At 65.6% G+C, this 15,102-nt stretch carries 12 protein-coding genes and 1 rRNA gene; 3 read left to right on the top strand and 10 right to left on the bottom strand.

Annotated elements, in window-relative coordinates:
- Nucleotides 1–71: 71 nt before the first annotated feature.
- The gene (locus tag Pcatena_RS07080) at nucleotides 72–1,037 is read left to right on the top strand and encodes a cation diffusion facilitator family transporter (RefSeq protein ID WP_126422923.1); all 966 of its coding nucleotides are present in this window, start codon (nucleotides 72–74) and stop codon (nucleotides 1,035–1,037) included.
- 81 nt (nucleotides 1,038–1,118) lie between these two features.
- On the opposite strand, the gene yihA is transcribed toward Pcatena_RS07080, so the two are convergent.
- The 4 genes from yihA to Pcatena_RS07060 all read right to left on the bottom strand — a co-directional run bounded on the left by yihA (nucleotide 1,119) and on the right by Pcatena_RS07060 (nucleotide 6,140).
- Nucleotides 1,119–1,706 carry a ribosome biogenesis GTP-binding protein YihA/YsxC gene (gene yihA / locus Pcatena_RS07075; RefSeq protein ID WP_198433394.1) on the bottom strand — a complete coding sequence of 196 codons (588 nt, stop codon included), beginning with the start codon at nucleotides 1,704–1,706 and terminating at the stop codon, nucleotides 1,119–1,121.
- Between the two features lie 54 nt (nucleotides 1,707–1,760).
- Nucleotides 1,761–4,439, bottom strand: a complete 2,679-nt coding sequence (locus Pcatena_RS07070) for a DEAD/DEAH box helicase (RefSeq protein WP_269777007.1) — start codon at nucleotides 4,437–4,439, stop codon at nucleotides 1,761–1,763.
- Between the two features lie 108 nt (nucleotides 4,440–4,547).
- Entirely contained in the window at nucleotides 4,548–5,192 is a 645-nt protein-coding gene (locus Pcatena_RS07065) for an amino acid ABC transporter permease (protein WP_126422919.1), read from the bottom strand.
- A 30-nt stretch (nucleotides 5,193–5,222) separates the two neighbouring features.
- On the bottom strand, nucleotides 5,223–6,140 hold the full coding sequence (locus Pcatena_RS07060) for a substrate-binding periplasmic protein (protein WP_172596409.1): 918 nt from the start codon (nucleotides 6,138–6,140) through the stop codon (nucleotides 5,223–5,225).
- Nucleotides 6,141–6,326: 186 nt separating this feature from the next.
- Between Pcatena_RS07060 and Pcatena_RS07055 the strand changes: the two genes are divergently transcribed.
- Complete coding sequence (locus Pcatena_RS07055) at nucleotides 6,327–7,016, top strand: phosphatase PAP2 family protein (protein ID WP_126422915.1); 690 nt, start codon at nucleotides 6,327–6,329, stop codon at nucleotides 7,014–7,016.
- Nucleotides 7,017–7,059: 43 nt separating this feature from the next.
- Here the strand turns inward: Pcatena_RS07055 and Pcatena_RS07050 are convergent, their stop codons facing one another.
- The 6 genes from Pcatena_RS07050 to Pcatena_RS07025 all read right to left on the bottom strand — a co-directional run bounded on the left by Pcatena_RS07050 (nucleotide 7,060) and on the right by Pcatena_RS07025 (nucleotide 12,947).
- Nucleotides 7,060–7,956, bottom strand: coding sequence for a helix-turn-helix domain-containing protein (locus tag Pcatena_RS07050; RefSeq protein ID WP_172596408.1), 897 nt, complete (start codon nucleotides 7,954–7,956; stop codon nucleotides 7,060–7,062).
- A gap of 164 nt (nucleotides 7,957–8,120) precedes the next feature.
- On the bottom strand, nucleotides 8,121–8,915 hold the full coding sequence (locus tag Pcatena_RS07045; protein WP_126423482.1) for an ABC transporter ATP-binding protein: 795 nt from the start codon (nucleotides 8,913–8,915) through the stop codon (nucleotides 8,121–8,123).
- Nucleotides 8,916–8,923: 8 nt separating this feature from the next.
- Entirely contained in the window at nucleotides 8,924–9,838 is a 915-nt protein-coding gene (locus Pcatena_RS07040) for an ABC transporter permease (RefSeq protein ID WP_126422911.1), read from the bottom strand.
- A gap of 130 nt (nucleotides 9,839–9,968) precedes the next feature.
- A complete protein-coding gene (locus Pcatena_RS07035; RefSeq protein WP_126422909.1) occupies nucleotides 9,969–10,940 on the bottom strand; it encodes an ABC transporter substrate-binding protein in 972 nt (323 codons plus the stop codon).
- Between the two features lie 199 nt (nucleotides 10,941–11,139).
- Nucleotides 11,140–12,159 (bottom strand): asparaginase, encoded by a 1,020-nt coding sequence (locus Pcatena_RS07030; protein WP_126422908.1) that lies wholly within the window; start codon nucleotides 12,157–12,159, stop codon nucleotides 11,140–11,142.
- A complete protein-coding gene (locus tag Pcatena_RS07025) occupies nucleotides 12,156–12,947 on the bottom strand; it encodes an HD domain-containing protein (RefSeq protein WP_172596407.1) in 792 nt (263 codons plus the stop codon). The genes Pcatena_RS07030 and Pcatena_RS07025 overlap by 4 nt, the downstream gene beginning before the upstream one ends.
- 472 nt (nucleotides 12,948–13,419) lie before the next feature.
- On the opposite strand from Pcatena_RS07025, the gene Pcatena_RS07020 reads away from it, so the two are divergent.
- Nucleotides 13,420–14,936 (top strand): 16S ribosomal RNA (locus Pcatena_RS07020).
- The last annotated feature ends 166 nt before the right edge of the window (nucleotides 14,937–15,102 follow it).

The raw sequence follows: 15,102 nt of genomic DNA, 5'->3' as shown, positions 1-15,102 counted from the left end.
ATAAGTTGCGAGGAGGGTGCCCGGAGGTCTTCGGGTGCCCTCCTCGTGCGTATGGGGGAGTGTTGTTTGCCATGACTGACTGGTTGTCGCGGCTGTTCGTGAAAAACTGCGGGCGCGTGAACGACCCCGAGGTGCGCACGTCGTACGGCCTCATGGCCGGCGTCGTGGGCATCGTCTGCAACGTGGCCCTCTGCCTTGCAAAGGGTGCCATCGGCCTTGCGTCTGGGTCCGTCTCGATCGTGGCGGACGCCCTCAACAACCTCTCCGATGCCTCGAGCAACATCGTGACGCTCGCCGGCTTCAAGCTCGCGAGCAAGCCCGCCGACAAGGGCCACCCCTATGGCCATGGGCGCTTCGAGTACCTCGCCGGCCTCGTCGTGGCCGTTCTCGTGACGGCCGTTGGCGTGGAGCTTGTTCGCTCGGGAATCGAGCGCATCATCGATCCCCAACCGGTTGAGTTTGGTCTGCCTGTCGTGGTGGTCATGCTGCTCTCCATCGCCGTCAAGACGTGGATGATGGGCTTCAACCGTACGATTGGCCGTCGCATCGAGTCCGAGACGCTTGAGGCCACGGCCGTCGACTCGAGAAATGACGCCATCTCGACGCTCACGGTCCTTGCGTGCTCGGCTGCCTCGTATGCCACGAACGTCCAACTTGACGGTTGGGTGGCGCTCGGCGTTGGCGCGTTCGTTCTCGTGAGCGGCCTGGGGCTCGTGAGAGACACGGTCAACCCGCTGCTGGGTCAGGCGCCCTCGGAGGAGGTCGTCAACCGCGTGCACGAGATAATTCTCGGCAAGCCGGGCGTGCTGGGCATGCACGACCTCATGATCCATGACTATGGCCCCGGCCGAAAGTTCGGGAGCGCCCACGTGGAGATGCCCGCGAGCGGAGACCCCGTTTGTATCCATGCGCTCTTGGATGACATTGAAAAGGAGGTGGAGCGCGAGCTTGGCATCGTGCTCACGCTCCACTACGACCCGATTGCGTGCGACGACGTGCGTCCCCGTCCCGAGGGCAGGGGCAAGCTCGTCGGTTAGCGCCAAAGGAACCAAAGGGGACGGGTTACTTTGGTCCCCCGAGGACAGGGGGGGCGCCAAACGAACCCGTCCCCTTTGGTCCTAGAAGTTGAGGCGCTCCTCGATGACCTTCTTGAGGTCGTCGATGCCGGTGCCCTTCAGTGACGAGACGAGCACGCTGCGGACGCTCTCGTCCACGCACAGCTGCTCGCGCAAAAGCCTTGCCTGCGCCACGCCCCTGGAGTGGCTGAGTTTGTCGGCCTTCGTGAATGCGATGGCGTAGGGGTGGCCAAGGCTCTCGAGGTAGCCGATCATCTGCGCGTCGAGCGGGCTCGCGTCATGACGGATGTCCACGAGTGCCACGACGAGCTTGATGTTGCGCTCGCCCTCGAAGTAGCCGTCCATGAGGTTGTCCCAGCGCTGCTTCTCCGTGGCGTTCACGCGCGCGTAGCCGTAGCCGGGCAGGTCCACGAAGTCCATGCCACCGATGGCGAAGAAGTTGATCGTGGTGGTCTTGCCGGGCTTGGAGGAGACCTTCACGAGGTCCTTGCGCCCAAACAACTTGTTCATGAGCGAGGACTTGCCCACGTTGGAGCGGCCCACGAAGGCAATCTCGGGGCGGTCGTTGTTGGGGAGCTGCTCGGCCGTGCCGGCGCTCATCGTGAACTTCACGAGGTTGTAGTTGATCATGTGCCTCTCCGTTTCTGCGCGACGTGTGACCGCGCGGGCATTCTTGGCGTTGCGCTACTCGGCGAGGTCCTCGATGGAACCTGCGCGGTAGCCCTTGAACACGACCTCGCCCTCGTCCTGCGTGGCGTCGAGGTCAACGTCGGCCACGATGCGGAAGTCGTTGTCGCCGTCCGCGTCATGGAAGATCTGCGTCACGTGCCACACATGGTCCGTGAGCTCGTCCGTCTCGTCAACGATAAAGTATGCCGTCGACCTCGCGTCCCCGTCGAGAAGGACCTCGCCGTGGGCCTCGTGGAACCGTTCGAGAACGTCTCGCCAGCGGCGCTCGCCCATGCCACAGGGCTGGTCGAGCTCGCCGAGCGTGGGAATCTCCTCGGCGGCGAAGAGACGGACGCGCCGCCACAGGGCGTTGCGCACGAGCACGGTGAGGCCATGGCGGTCCCGCACGACGGCCTCGGCTGCACTTGGCGGCAGCTCCTCGCCGACCTGCCCGGACGCCTCCCACTCGTCCACGAGGCTGGAGTCGGTCGTGCGCACGACGAACCCGAGCCAGGCCACGATGTCGTCCAACCGCTCGGTGCGCTTGTCGAGCGGCACGGTCTTGTCGAGCACACGCCAGGCGTCCGAGAGGTAGCGCAGCAGCGTTCCCTCGGAGCGCGAGAGCTTGTAGCGCTGCACATAGGTCTTGAAGTCAGACATCGTCTCGAGCATGTCGCGCAGCACCGACTTGGGGCGCAGGCAGTAGTCGCGTGCCCAGGGCACCTGCTCGCAGTACGTGGCGAACGCGGCGTCGAGCTCGCTCTCCAGTGGCTTGGGGTAGGTGACGTCCTCAAGCCTCTCCATGCGCTCGTCGTACTCAATTCCCTGCATCTTCATCTCGGCGATGGCGCGGCCCTTTGCCTCGCGCTCCTGGGCGCGCAGCACCTGCCAGGGGTCCTCGAGCGTGGCCTCAACCATGGAGACGAGGTCCATGTCATACGTCTCGCTCTCTGGGTCGAGAAGCTCGAGTGCGGCGAGCAGGAATGGCGAGAGTGGCTGGTCGAGTGCGAAGTCCTCGGGCAGGTCGACCGTGAGCGAGTAGGACGCCGGGCTCGCGAGCGGCGAGGTTGCGGCCGCCGGCAGCAGCTCGGCGAGCTCGAGGGAGGCCCGATCGCTCTGTTCGGTGGGCTCTGCCGGCTCGCGCGTGATGACGCCGGCGTCCATGAGCGTGGCGAACACCTCGTCGGTGCGGGCTACGAGCTTGGCCTTCTCGAGCGGGGTCTGCAGCGAGTCCGCGACGAGGCGCATGATGCGCGCGTGGGAATCGCCGCCCTGCTCGGTCTCGGCGAGCACCATGGAGTGCGTGACGCGCAAGCGCGGGGTGAGCGTCTCGGGCTCGGCTCCGCAGAGGTGCTCGAACGTGTCGCGGTTCCAGTTGACGAAGCCCTCGGGCGGGCGCTTCTTCTTGACCTTGCGCTGCTTCTTGGGGTCGCCGCCAGCCTTGAGCAGAGCCTTTGCGTTCTCTATCTCGTGCTCGGGGGCCTCGGCGATGACGCGCCCCTCCGTGTCGAAGCCCGAGCGGCCCGCGCGACCCGCGATCTGGTGGAACTCGCGGGCACGCAGGCGGCGCATGCGGTGGCCGTCGAACTTGGTGAGCGCCGTGAGCAGCACGGTGTGGATGGGCACGTTGATGCCCACGCCAAGGGTGTCCGTGCCGCAGATGACGGGCAGAAGGCCCTGCTGGGCGAGCTTCTCCACGAGCAGACGGTAGCGCGGAAGCATGCCGGCGTGATGCACGCCCACGCCGCAGGAGAGCAGGCGCTGGAGCGTCTTGCCAAAGGCGGTCGTGAAGCGCGTGCCCTTGCATGCCTGCTTCACGGCGTCGCGCTGCTCCTTGGTGGCCACGCCATAGCTCGCGAGCGACTGGGCCGTGTTGAGCGCAGCGTCCTGCGCAAAGTGCACGATGTAGATGGGGGCGTCGCCGTTGCGCAGCGCGAGCTCAACGGTTGCCTCGAGCGGCGTGTCCACGTACTCGTAGGTGAGCGGCACCGGACGCTCGGCGTCCGTGACCGTGTCAACCGTGCGGCCCGTCTGGCGCTCGAGCAGCGACGTCACGGCCGAGACGTCGCCGAGCGTGGCGCTCATGAGCAGGAATTGCGTGTTGGGCAGCGCAAGCAGCGGCACCTGCCAGGCCCAGCCGCGATCGGCCTCGCCAAAGAAGTGGAACTCGTCCATGGCCACGGCCGCAACGTCGCTGCTGGCGCCCTCGCGAAGCGCCTGGTTGGCGAGAATCTCCTCCGTGCAGCAGATGACGGGTGCGTCGGTGTTGATCTGGGTGTCGCCCGTGATCATGCCCACGTTGTCCTTGCCAAATGCGTCCACGAGGTCAAAGAACTTCTCGGAGACGAGCGCCTTGATGGGGGCGGTGTAGTAGGCGCGCTTGTGTTGGCAGATGGCCAGGTAGCACAGGCCCAGGGCAACCATGGACTTGCCCGAGCCCGTGGGTGTGCCCAGGATGACGTGGTCGCCCGCCGCGAGGTCCAGAAGCGCCTCCTCCTGGTGGTCCCACAGCTCCATGCCCCTGTCCGCGCACCAGTCGAGGTAGCGCTCGAGCGTCTCGTCCGCGGACAGCGGGGCCTCGGGCTCATAGTCCAGCCATGCCTTTGGGTCAAACCACAGGTCCGGCACGAGCTCGCCGAGCGAGCCTGGCGCGAATGGGTCCCTGTCGTGCGTCTCAGTTGCTTCGTCTGCCACAATGCGTCCTTTGAGCTGCGATCGAATTCACGGGCTCTATCTTATCGAACGGGGCGGACAACGGGGCGGCTGGCGAGCGACCTGCAGGGATCGTCCCCCTTGCGGGTGCTAGTGGAGTCGCTTCTCGAGCACGCGGGCCACGGCCGTGAGACACATGACGATGACGTAGTAGATGACGGCCACGACGATGAACGGCTCGAACGCGCGGTACGTGAGCGCCTGGACGCTCTGGGCGGCGCGCATCATGTCCATGAGGCCGATCGTCGCCACGAGCGATGAGCTCTTGAGCACGGTGATGACCTCGTTCACGAGGGCGGGCGCCACCGAGCGCAGTGCCTGCGGGATGATGATGCGCGCCATCATCGTGGTGTAGGGCAGCGCGAGCGCTCGGGAGGCGTCGTACTGGCCGGCGTCGACGCCCTCGATGCCGCCGCGCAGGGTCTCGGAGACGGTGGCCGAGCCGTTGAGGCCCAGCGTGAGCACGCTTGCCGCAAACATCGATATCTTGAATCCCGTGAGCTGCGGCGTTGCAAAGTAGGCGATGAAGAGCAGCACGATGAGCGGAATGCCGCGGAAGATCGAGGTGTAGAAGTCCAGTAGCAGTCGCAGCGGCCGACAGGGGAGCACCTTGAGCACCGCGATGACGGCTCCCAGGGCAAACGCCAGCACGAGGGCGGTCCCCGTCACCTCGAGGGTGACGGCGAGGCCGCCCCAGAACATGGACGCATATGGCTCAACGACCGAGAAGTTCATCGCGCGTCTCCCGCTGGTTGTGCGCCGCGGCTAGTTGGCGGCGGTGACGACGCCGGTCGTGGGCTGGCCGGAGGCACTCGTGTCGTCGCCCCACTTGAAGTCCTCGCCCACGTACTGGCCGATGAAGGAGTCGATGGTGCCGTCGGCGAGCATCTCGGCGACGCAGGCGTCGAACGCGCCCACGAACGAGGCGCCCTTCGAGGCCATGATGCGGTAGACGCCCACGTAGTCCTTCGTCTCGGCGCGGTCGAGGAAGCCCAGGACAAGGCCCTCGTTGGCATCGCGCATGGACTGACCCTCGGCGCCATCGCACAGGTAGGCGTCGATGCGGCCGGCGAGCACCTCCTGCAGGCACTGGTCGCCGCCGTCGTAGGTGTGGATGTCTGCGTCGGGCAGCACGGCGGAGATGAACTTGTTCTGGACGGTGCCCGTTGTGCAGGCAATGGACTTGCCCTTGAGGTCGTCGACGGTCTTGACCTCGTCGTTCATCGTGAGCACGCCCACGAGAGGCTGGTAGTAGCCGCGCGTGAAGTCGTAGGTCTGCTCGCGCTCGGGGTTGGACGACATCGCCATGGTGAACGAGGTGTCGCTGCTCTGGACGGAGGCGAGGGTGGCCGCAAACTCCTGCGGCTCAAAGTCATAGGTGAAGCCAAGGCGGTTGGCCATCTCGTCTGCGATGGCGATGTCGAGGCCAACGACCTTCTGGCTGCCGTCAGACTGAACCTCGAGGTAGCGATAGGGGGCAAAGGCGTCGTCTCCCACGAAGGTGAGCTTTGCGCCCGCAAGGTCTGTCGCGGTGCCCGTGCTTGCGGCGGCCTCGGCTGTGGCGGCCTGCTGCGTGGAGCTGCAGCCGGCGAGTGCGAGCGGGGTGAAGGCTGCGCCGGCGGCCATGAGCTTGAGGAAGCCGCGGCGGTCGATGCCGCCCGGCGTGGTGTGGTTGGGGGTCATGTTGTTCCTCTCGTTGGCAATGGTCTTCCCATAATAGCCTAGCGAGAAATGGGGATTATCGAGCGCGGGCATTGAGGCCAGATCTCGTCGTGTGCCGGGCGCGTGACGCAGGTTCTGGACGCGAACTCGCCACCCTCGTGTGTTGGCTATCATCGTTGCTACCGTAGGCTAAACAAAGGAGCGGAAATGGCGTGCGAGGAAAAGGCGGGGGCGAGGACAACCATGGCGAGGTTCGCCTCGCTCGTGAGGCAGAACGCACGGCTCGTCGTGGTTGCCGTCTGCGCCATCGTGTTCCTCCTGATTCTCGATGACGTGACGGAGGCGGAGTCCATGCGGCTCGATCGCGCCGCCTACTGGCTCATCGTCCAGCACCTGCGCACGCCGTGGCTCACGCCCGTGATGGAGAGCTTCTCTGCGCTTGCCACGCCCGTGTCCATGCTCGTGGTGCTCGTGGTCGTGGCCGCCTTTGCCCCCGGCAAGAGGCCGGGCTGGTGCTGCGCCGTGAACCTTGGCCTTGTGGTGCTCATCAACCAGGTGCTCAAGTTCATCATTCAGCGCCCGAGGCCAGATGGCTTTCGTCTTGCCACAGTGAGCGGCTTTAGCTTTCCCTCTGGGCACTCCATGGCCGCCATGGCGTTCTTTGGCCTGCTTGCCTGGCTTGTCTGGCGCTACGAGAAGGACCGCCGCCAGCGTGCGCTTCTGGTTGCGGCATTCGCCCTCGTCATCGTGATGATTGGCGTAAGCAGGATCTACCTCGGCGTCCACTACGCGAGCGATGTCATTGGCGGCTTCTGCCTGTCCGTCATCTGGCTTGCCCTCTACACGCACATCGCCGTGCCGCTCTTCCTTGGAAACGAGGACAGGCCCCTGGGATAGGGGGCCTGTCTGGTTCGCTTGGTGTCTGTGCCGAGGTGCTTGGCTACTTGCCGGACGCCCGGTCTGCCACGGCTGCGGCCGAGATGCGCCACGAGCGGCCCTTCTTGTGCGCCGGTAGCTCGCCAGACTCGATGAGCTTGTAGATCGTGGGCCTGCTCACGCCAAGGATGGCCGTAGCCTGGTCAACGCTGAGCGTCTCTGGGGCGCTGGCCTCGGCGTCTGCCGGGGAGGCCGAGGCCTCGTGTACCGGGAGCTGCTCGCGTGCGGCCGGCTCGGTCCCGGCGTGCCCAGTCGGCCTTTCGGACGCCTCCGCCCGCTCCTCAACCGTCTTTGCGGCACGCTTCCTGTCTCTCTTTGGCTTCTCGGGGCCCTCGCTGCTCTCAGTCTGCTCGATTCCCCTGGCGCGGGCGCGAGACCTGCGGCCCGGCTTGACGTCCGCCTTCTCGGTGGGCTGTTCCTCGCGGGGGGTTTCGGGCTCGTTTGCGGCCTCGGGCTCCTCCGCCTCGCGGCGCTTGCGATTGCGGCGGCGCTTGGGCTTCTCGGCTGGCTCGCCCTCCTCGCTGCCGGCGCCGGCCTGCGTCTCGGCGGCGGGCTTCTCCTCGGACTCGGGCTTTGCCTCGGCGGCTGCGGGCTCCTCAGCCGGACGCTCGACGTGCGTGCTGGTCCAGGCGGCAACGACGTGGGCCACGCACTCCTCGTCCACGTTGCCACGTGCGTCCGCCGCGTCCATGGACTCGTAGATGGCGGCAAGCGCGGTGTCCACGCCCTCGTCGATGGCACCGCAGGACAGTGCGAGCTCGTTGAGCCTCTCGCACGTGCCCAGCGGGTCGGCTGCGAGCTGGTCGATTGCGCTGTCCGGGATGACCTCGCCTACGCCCTCGATGGCCGCGACGAAGATGGAGACGAGACGCCCCAGCGCCTCGGAGGTTTCTGATCTCATGGGCTTGCGCCCTCCTGTTCTCGTGATTGATAGCGGGGCCACGTCTGGCATGTTCATTCGGCCCCGTCCAAAAGCACAGGTAGAGGATAGCATGAACGAAAGAAGGCCCCGCGCAAGGCGAGGCCCTCTCGGATGCTCATGCTGAACCGTGCGTTGCGACTTCGCTAGCTCAGCAGCATGCGGTCGTTCGCGAACTCTCCGCCCGAGACCTCCTCGAACTTCTGCAGAAGGTCGGGCACGGTGAGGCTCTTCTTCTCCTCGCCACGCACGTCATAGATGACGTTGCCCTCGTGCATCATGATGAGGCGGTTGCCCAGGCGAATCGCGTCGTTCATGTTGTGCGTGATCATGAGCGTCGTGAGCCCTCGCTCGGTGACGATCTGCTCGGTGAGGTCGAGGACCTTCTTGGCCGTCTTGGGGTCAAGGGCGGCCGTGTGCTCGTCAAGCAGCAGCAGCTTGGGGTTGGTGAGCGTGGCCATGAGCAGCGTGAGCGCCTGGCGCTGGCCGCCGGAGAGCAGACCGACCTTGGCCGACATGCGCGTCTCCAGGCCCAGGCCCAGCGTGGCGAGCAACTTGGGGTACTCCTCCTTCTCCTCGGCGGAGATGCCCCAGGCAAGACCGCGCTTCTGGCCGCGGCGCTTGGCCAGCGCGAGATTCTCTGCAATCTGCATGTCTGCGGCGGTGCCGCGCATCGGGTCCTGGAACACGCGGCCCAGGAACTTGGCGCGCTGTGGCTCGGTCATGTGGGAGACGTCGGTGCCATCGAGCTCGATGGTGCCCGCGTCGAGCGGGTAGACACCCGCGATCATGTTGAGCAGCGTGGACTTGCCGGCGCCATTGCCGCCGATGACGGTCACGAAGTCGCCCTCGACAAGCTCGAGGTTCACGCCCGTGAGCGCGCGCTTCTCGGTCACGGTGCCCTTGTTGAACGTCTTGGTGACGTGCGAGAGCTTGAGCATCGTCGTCATTACTGCTCGCCTCCCTTCGAGTAGGCCCGGCGTCTCTGGACGCGCTCCGTCACGACGGGCACGCACAGGGCGATTGCCACGATGATGGCGGACAGCAGCTTCATGTCGTTGGCGTCCATGCCCAGCTGCAGCACAATGGCGCGGATGAGGAAGTAGACGATCGAGCCCACGACGGCCGAGATGAGCCTGTGCGCGAACTTGGAGAGGCCGCCGGGCAGCATGCGTCCGAGCACCTCGCCGATGACTATGGCCGCCAGGCCGATGACGATGGCGCCTGTGCCCATGCCGATGTCGGCATACTTCTGCTGCTGGCAGATGAGGCCGCCGGACAGGCCGACGAGGGCGTTGGAGAGCGTGAGTGCGATGACCTTCGTGGTGTTGGTGTGGACGCCAAGCGCGCGAATCATGGCCTCGTTGTCGCCGGTGGCGCGCAGGGCCGAGCCGATCTCGGTGCCAAAGAACCAGTACAGGCCCGCCACGATTGCCACGGCCACGATGAGGCCCACGATGATGGCACACACGTTCGCGGGCAGTCCCGTTGCGTTGCCAAGCTGCGTGAACACCGTCTCGTTGGTGAGCAGCGGCGTGTTGGACTTGCCCATGATGCGCAGGTTCACCGACCACAGGCTGATTTGCGTCAGGATGCCGGCGAGGATGGCCGGGATCTCGAATGCGGTGGCGAGAAAGCCCGTGACTGCGCCGGTGATGGCGCCCGCAAGCATCGAGGCCGCGACGGCGAGCGCCGGGTTGACGCCCGCGACCACGCACACGGCGCACACCGCGCCGCCCGTGGCGAAGCTGCCGTCGACCGTCAGGTCTGCGATGTCGAGCAGCTTGTAGGTGATGAACACGCCGAGCACCATGATGCCCCACAGGATGCCCTGGGAGACGGCGCCGAGCATTGCTGTCAGCATGAACGTTCCTTCCATTGAAATGCGCCCCGGCGGGTGCCTACCCACCGGGGCGCGCGACGCACAACTCGCCCTAGTTTAGCGTGAGCCCGCCCGCGTCGGGGCGGCGCGCCCGTGGCACGGGCCCGCCTGGCTAGGCGTCGAGCACGGAGAGATCGATGCCGAGGGCCTCGGCCATCTCCTCGTTCTTGATGGTCTGGAGCTGGTCGCCCGTCTCGGTCTCGATGGCCATGTTGGCGGGGGTGTCCTCGCCCTTCAGGATCTTGACGGCCATCTCGCCGGCCATCTTGCCAAGCTCCTTGTAGTCGATGGACACAGTGCAGATGCCCATGCCCATGCACATGTTCTCCTCGCCGGTGATGAAGGGCAGCTTGCCCTCCTTGGCAATCTGGCCCACCTGCGCGGCGGCAGCGGCGATGGTGTTGTCGGTGGGGGAGTAGCCGGCGTCGACCTTGCCCACCATGGACTCCACGACGCTCTGGATCTCGTTGGAGCTGGAGACCGTGAAGCGCTCGGTGGTGAGCCCGGCCTTGTCGCATGCGGCCTCGGCCATCTCGATCTGGAGCTGGGAGTTGGACTCGGCGGTGCAGTAGAGCATGCCGATGTGCTTGGCCTCGGGCAGGACCTTCTGCAGCATGGCGATCTGGTCGTCGACGGGGTTCATGTCGGACGTGCCGGTGAGATTTCCGCCGGGCTTGTCGTTGTCGGCGACGAGGCCGGAGGCGGCGTAGTCGGTGATGGCGGAGCCCACGATGGGGATGTCGCTCGTGGCGGCCGCCATGGCCTGGGCGGCCGGCGTGGCGATGGCGAAGATGAGGTCGTCGCCGTCACCCACGAGCTTCGAGGCGATGGTGGCGCAGGCGCTCTGGTCGTTGTTGGCGTTCTGCTGGTCGATGGTGTACTTGATGCCCGAGGCGTCGAGGGCCTCCACGAAGCCCTCGTTGGCGGCGTCGAGCGCGGCGTGCTGCGTGAGCTGCAGGACGCCGATCTTGTAGGTCTTGTCGCCAGAGGCGTCGGAGCTGCCGGAGCCGCCGCACGCGGTGAGGGCGAGGGCAGCCGCGCCGGCGGAGCCGGCCAGGAACGTGCGCCTGGAGATGGAATTCATGGGTCCCCTTCCTTTGCGCGGAGCCGTGGCGTTTGCTGGGCCCCGCGAATCGATGGTGATAGCTGAATAGTACCTGCTGGAGGGGGAATTCACGTCAATGCGTCGGCGCCGCCCGGCGGGGTGAAACCACCTTGTAACGTTTGAGAGGCGGGCTCGATGCGGCTCTGCCGCCAGGCAAGCCCCCGATCGTCCCGAATGGCTATGCCTCCGGCAGCCTGTCGCAGTTGATTGGCTCATAGAACAGCTCGCGCAGCCGTTTGGGGTCGCGCGTCTGGCCCAGCGCCCACATCGTCTTTGCCACGAGCGCCTCGCAGGTCATGTCCGCGCCCTTAAGGATGCCCGGATGCTCGGCGTAGGCGCGTCCCACCTCGTAGACGCCCAGGTCAAGGCCCTCCTCGGGCACCTGCGTGGTCACCACGAGCGTGCGGCCGGAGTCAACCCAGCCAAAGATGGCGTCGTGCAGCGTGTCTGGGATGCCACCGATGCCAAACGTTTCGAGAATGATGGCTTCGTAGTCGCGGCGAAGCAGCTCAAAGACGGAGGGGTTCACCTCGGGCGTGAGCTTGAGCACGAACACGCGCTCGTCCAGGTCGTGGTAGACGCGCGGCTCCAGGTCCTTGCGTGCGCCGTTGGGTATCGCGCCCGTGCCTGCCGGCGCCGTGCGAATGATGCGATCGTTGCGGATGAGCGCCAGCTCCGGGTAGTTCACGCTCGTGAACGCGTTGAAGCTCATCGTGCGCTGCTTGCGGGCGCGTGTGCCCGCCACGACCTTGCCGCCAAACACTACGGCAACGTCGTGCGACGCCGGGTCTGCCGCATACAGGACGCTCTGGTACAGGTTGATGCGCGCGTCCGTGAACGGGCTGCCCATGGGCTGCTGTGATCCGGTGAGCACGATGGGTCGTGGGCTGTCCTGGATGAGGTAGGAGAGGGCGGCCGCCGTGTAGGCCATCGTGTCGGTGCCGTGCAGCACCACGAACCCGTCGTAGTCCTCGTACCGCGCGAGAATCGCATCGCCTATGGCCTGCCAGTCCGCCGGGCGCATGTTCGTGCTGTCGATGTTCATCGGTTGAACGATGTCGATGTCGGCGAGCTCTGCGGCCTGTGGCACGTAGCCGGCGAGCTGCTCGCCGGTGAGCTGCGGCGTCAGGCCGTTGCCGTCCTCTGCCGAGGCAATCGTGCCGCCCGTGGCAACAAGAAGTATGCGAGGCTTGGTCATGAGGCGCCTCCCTCCAGGTAGGTGTGCATCTCGCGGGTCATGCGCCCAAGCTCGTGGCGCGTGCCCTCGCGGCGAAACGGCTCCGTGATGCCAAACGGCCGCTCGAGAAGCTCATATATGTATCCCTGCTCGCGCATGATGGCGCGGCTCTCTTCGAACGCGAGTTCAAAGGCAAAGCAGCAGAAGCTTACGAGGAAGTCGGCCGGCTGCGACCGCTCATTGCGCAACATGCAGCGTCGCTCGTCAAACGCGGCAACGGCCTCTGTGGAGAGGCTGCTGCCGAGAAGCTCGTCAGCCGTGCAGCCAAGGAGCGTCTCGGGCGTATCGGTGTCTACGGTACGAAGGATGTCAGCCTTGTCCGCGTCACGCGTGAGCTCACAAAACGTGCGCATGCGTGCGTCGAGCCCATTGGGCAGCCGGTAGTCGCTGTGCAGCGCCACCGCGGTGCGGATGAGCTCATCCTCGCTTTTGTCGGCCGCAAAGTCGCGAATGCGAGGCATGCCGGCGTCCGTACCACCGACAGGAACGCCCAGGCGCTCGCGGGGTCCAAACAACGCCCTCACGCCAAGCAGCGCGTGGCTTGCCGAGTCTGCATCGCGAAACGTGTTCCAACGGCGCACCTGCTCAAAGCGGCCGACATCATGCACGAGGCCACATAGCCAGGCCAGGTCAACATCCTCTGCCGACAGTCCCTCGGCGCCTGCGATTCTCGCGGCGATGTCTGCCACACGATACGTGTGCGCTATCTTGAGCGCGATGCGCGGGCTGTTCGGGTCATATGCCGCCACGTAGTCGGCGAACGCCCTTCGGGCCCGTTCTCTATCTATACGCAATTGCTCCCACCTTTTACGTTTCAGGCCTCCTGCACGTGACAAAACATATTAGTAGGGCGAGAAACGCGAGACTCTCTTACCTATATATGTATGTCTCCCGCCCCCCGAGTTGTGTGCAAGCCGTGGAGGCGCCCCGCGCCCCTTGCGGGCGGCGGGGCGGGAGCGTATATTAACTCCTCGCGCGACGGCGCGGCGGCAGATGCCGGCGGCCCGAGCGCGGGACGAACCCTGAGAACCGGATACCGCGACCGACGAGGTCGCGCCAGTTACAGACAGCACTATTATCTAGGATGGTTGGCGAGTGCGCGACAAGCGCCTCGTCGATTCCTTTCCCTAAATGATGGATGAGTCCGAGAAGCGATAGCAGCGATCGGAGCGACGGGTCGGACCCGCTTTCAAACGCGTGGGGGCTTCACGCCCCCATACTTGAACGGAGAGTTCGATCCTGGCTCAGGATGAACGCTGGCGGCGCGCCTAACACATGCAAGTCGAACGGTTAAGACGCACTTCGGTGCGTGCATAGAGTGGCGAACGGCTGAGTAACACGTGGGCAACCTGCCCCCCGCACCGGGATAGCCTCGCGAAAGCGTGATTAATACCGGGTACTCCGGCACCTCCGCATGGCGGTGCCGGGAGAGCGTTAGCGGCGGGGGATGGGCCCGCGGCCTGTTAGCTAGTTGGCGGGGCAACGGCCCACCAAGGCGATTATGGGTAGCCGGGTTGAGAGACCGACCGGCCAGATTGGGACTGAGACACGGCCCAGACTCCTACGGGAGGCAGCAGTGGGGAATCTTGCGCAATGGGGGGAACCCTGACGCAGCGACGCCGCGTGCGGGACGAAGGCCCTAGGGTCGTAAACCGCTTTCAGCAGGGAAGAGGCCGCGAGGTGACGGTACCTGCAGAAGAAGCCCCGGCTAAATACGTGCCAGCAGCCGCGGTAATACGTATGGGGCGAGCGTTATCCGGATTCATTGGGCGTAAAGCGCGCGTAGGCGGCCTGGCAGGCCGGGAGTCAAATCCGGGGGCTCAACCCCCGCCCGCTCCCGGAACCTCCGGGCTTGAGTCTGGCAGGGGAGGGTGGAATACCCGGTGTAGCGGTGGAATGCGCAGATATCGGGTAGAACACCGGTGGCGAAGGCGGCCCTCTGGGCCACGACTGACGCTGAGGCGCGAAAGCTGGGGGAGCGAACAGGATTAGATACCCTGGTAGTCCCAGCCGTAAACGATGGACGCTAGGTGTGGGGGGACGATCCCCCCGTGCCGCAGCCAACGCACTAAGCGTCCCGCCTGGGGAGTACGGCCGCAAGGCTAAAACTCAAAGGAATTGACGGGGGCCCGCACAAGCAGCGGAGCATGTGGCTTAATTCGAAGCAACGCGAAGAACCTTACCTGGGCTTGACATTCAGGTGAAGCGGCGGAGACGCCGTGGCCGAGAGGAGCCTGAACAGGTGGTGCATGGCTGTCGTCAGCTCGTGTCGTGAGATGTTGGGTTAAGTCCCGCAACGAGCGCAACCCCCGCCGCGTGTTGCCAGCAGGTCATGCTGGGCACCCGCGCGGGACCGCCGGCGTCAAGCCGGAGGAGGGTGGGGACGACGTCAAGTCATCATGCCCCTTATGTCCAGGGCTGCACACGTGCTACAATGGCCGGCACAACGGGCTGCGAACCCGCGAGGGCGAGCGAATCCCTTAAAGCCGGCCCCAGTTCGGACCGGGGGCTGCAACCCGCCCCCGCGAAGTCGGAGTTGCTAGTAATCGCGGATCAGCACGCCGCGGTGAATGCGTTCCCGGGCCTTGTACACACCGCCCGTCACACCACCCGAGTCGTCTGCACCCGAAGTCGCCGGCCCAACCGAGGGGGGGGAGGCGCCGAAGGTGTGGAGGGTAAGGGGGGTGAAGTCGTAACAAGGTAGCCGTACGGGAACGTGCGGCTGGATCACCTCCTTTCTAGGGAGAATCGTCTCACCAGAAGGAACATCACCTGCTACGGGGCGGCCCGTCCACTCCAACTGCTACCACTGGCGCGACCGCAGGCCGCGGCGTCCGGTCCCGAGGGCTCGCCCCCGACCGCACCCTGAGAGCCGCATAGCGTAGCAACGAGATTTTCTAGCAT

Origin of the sequence: Parolsenella catena (genome assembly GCF_003966955.1) — a bacterium.
GTDB lineage: Bacteria > Actinomycetota > Coriobacteriia > Coriobacteriales > Atopobiaceae > Parolsenella > Parolsenella catena.
Note: the sequence above shows the minus strand (reverse complement) of the source record. Positions and strands in the feature narration are given on the sequence as shown.

Bases quoted from the DNA above. Each gene is read 5' to 3' on its own strand.
- Pcatena_RS07080 (WP_126422923.1), top strand. From the start codon at position 72: ATGACTGACTGGTTGTCGCGGCTGTTCGTGAAAAACTGCGGGCGCGTG.
- yihA (WP_198433394.1), bottom strand. From the start codon at position 1,706: ATGATCAACTACAACCTCGTGAAGTTCACGATGAGCGCCGGCACGGCC.
- Pcatena_RS07065 (WP_126422919.1), bottom strand. From the start codon at position 5,192: ATGAACTTCTCGGTCGTTGAGCCATATGCGTCCATGTTCTGGGGCGGC.
- Pcatena_RS07060 (WP_172596409.1), bottom strand. From the start codon at position 6,140: ATGACCCCCAACCACACCACGCCGGGCGGCATCGACCGCCGCGGCTTC.
- Pcatena_RS07055 (WP_126422915.1), top strand. From the start codon at position 6,327: ATGGCGTGCGAGGAAAAGGCGGGGGCGAGGACAACCATGGCGAGGTTC.
- Pcatena_RS07050 (WP_172596408.1), bottom strand. From the start codon at position 7,956: ATGAGATCAGAAACCTCCGAGGCGCTGGGGCGTCTCGTCTCCATCTTC.
- Pcatena_RS07045 (WP_126423482.1), bottom strand. From the start codon at position 8,915: ATGCTCAAGCTCTCGCACGTCACCAAGACGTTCAACAAGGGCACCGTG.
- Pcatena_RS07040 (WP_126422911.1), bottom strand. From the start codon at position 9,838: ATGCTGACAGCAATGCTCGGCGCCGTCTCCCAGGGCATCCTGTGGGGC.
- Pcatena_RS07035 (WP_126422909.1), bottom strand. From the start codon at position 10,940: ATGAATTCCATCTCCAGGCGCACGTTCCTGGCCGGCTCCGCCGGCGCG.
- Pcatena_RS07030 (WP_126422908.1), bottom strand. From the start codon at position 12,159: ATGACCAAGCCTCGCATACTTCTTGTTGCCACGGGCGGCACGATTGCC.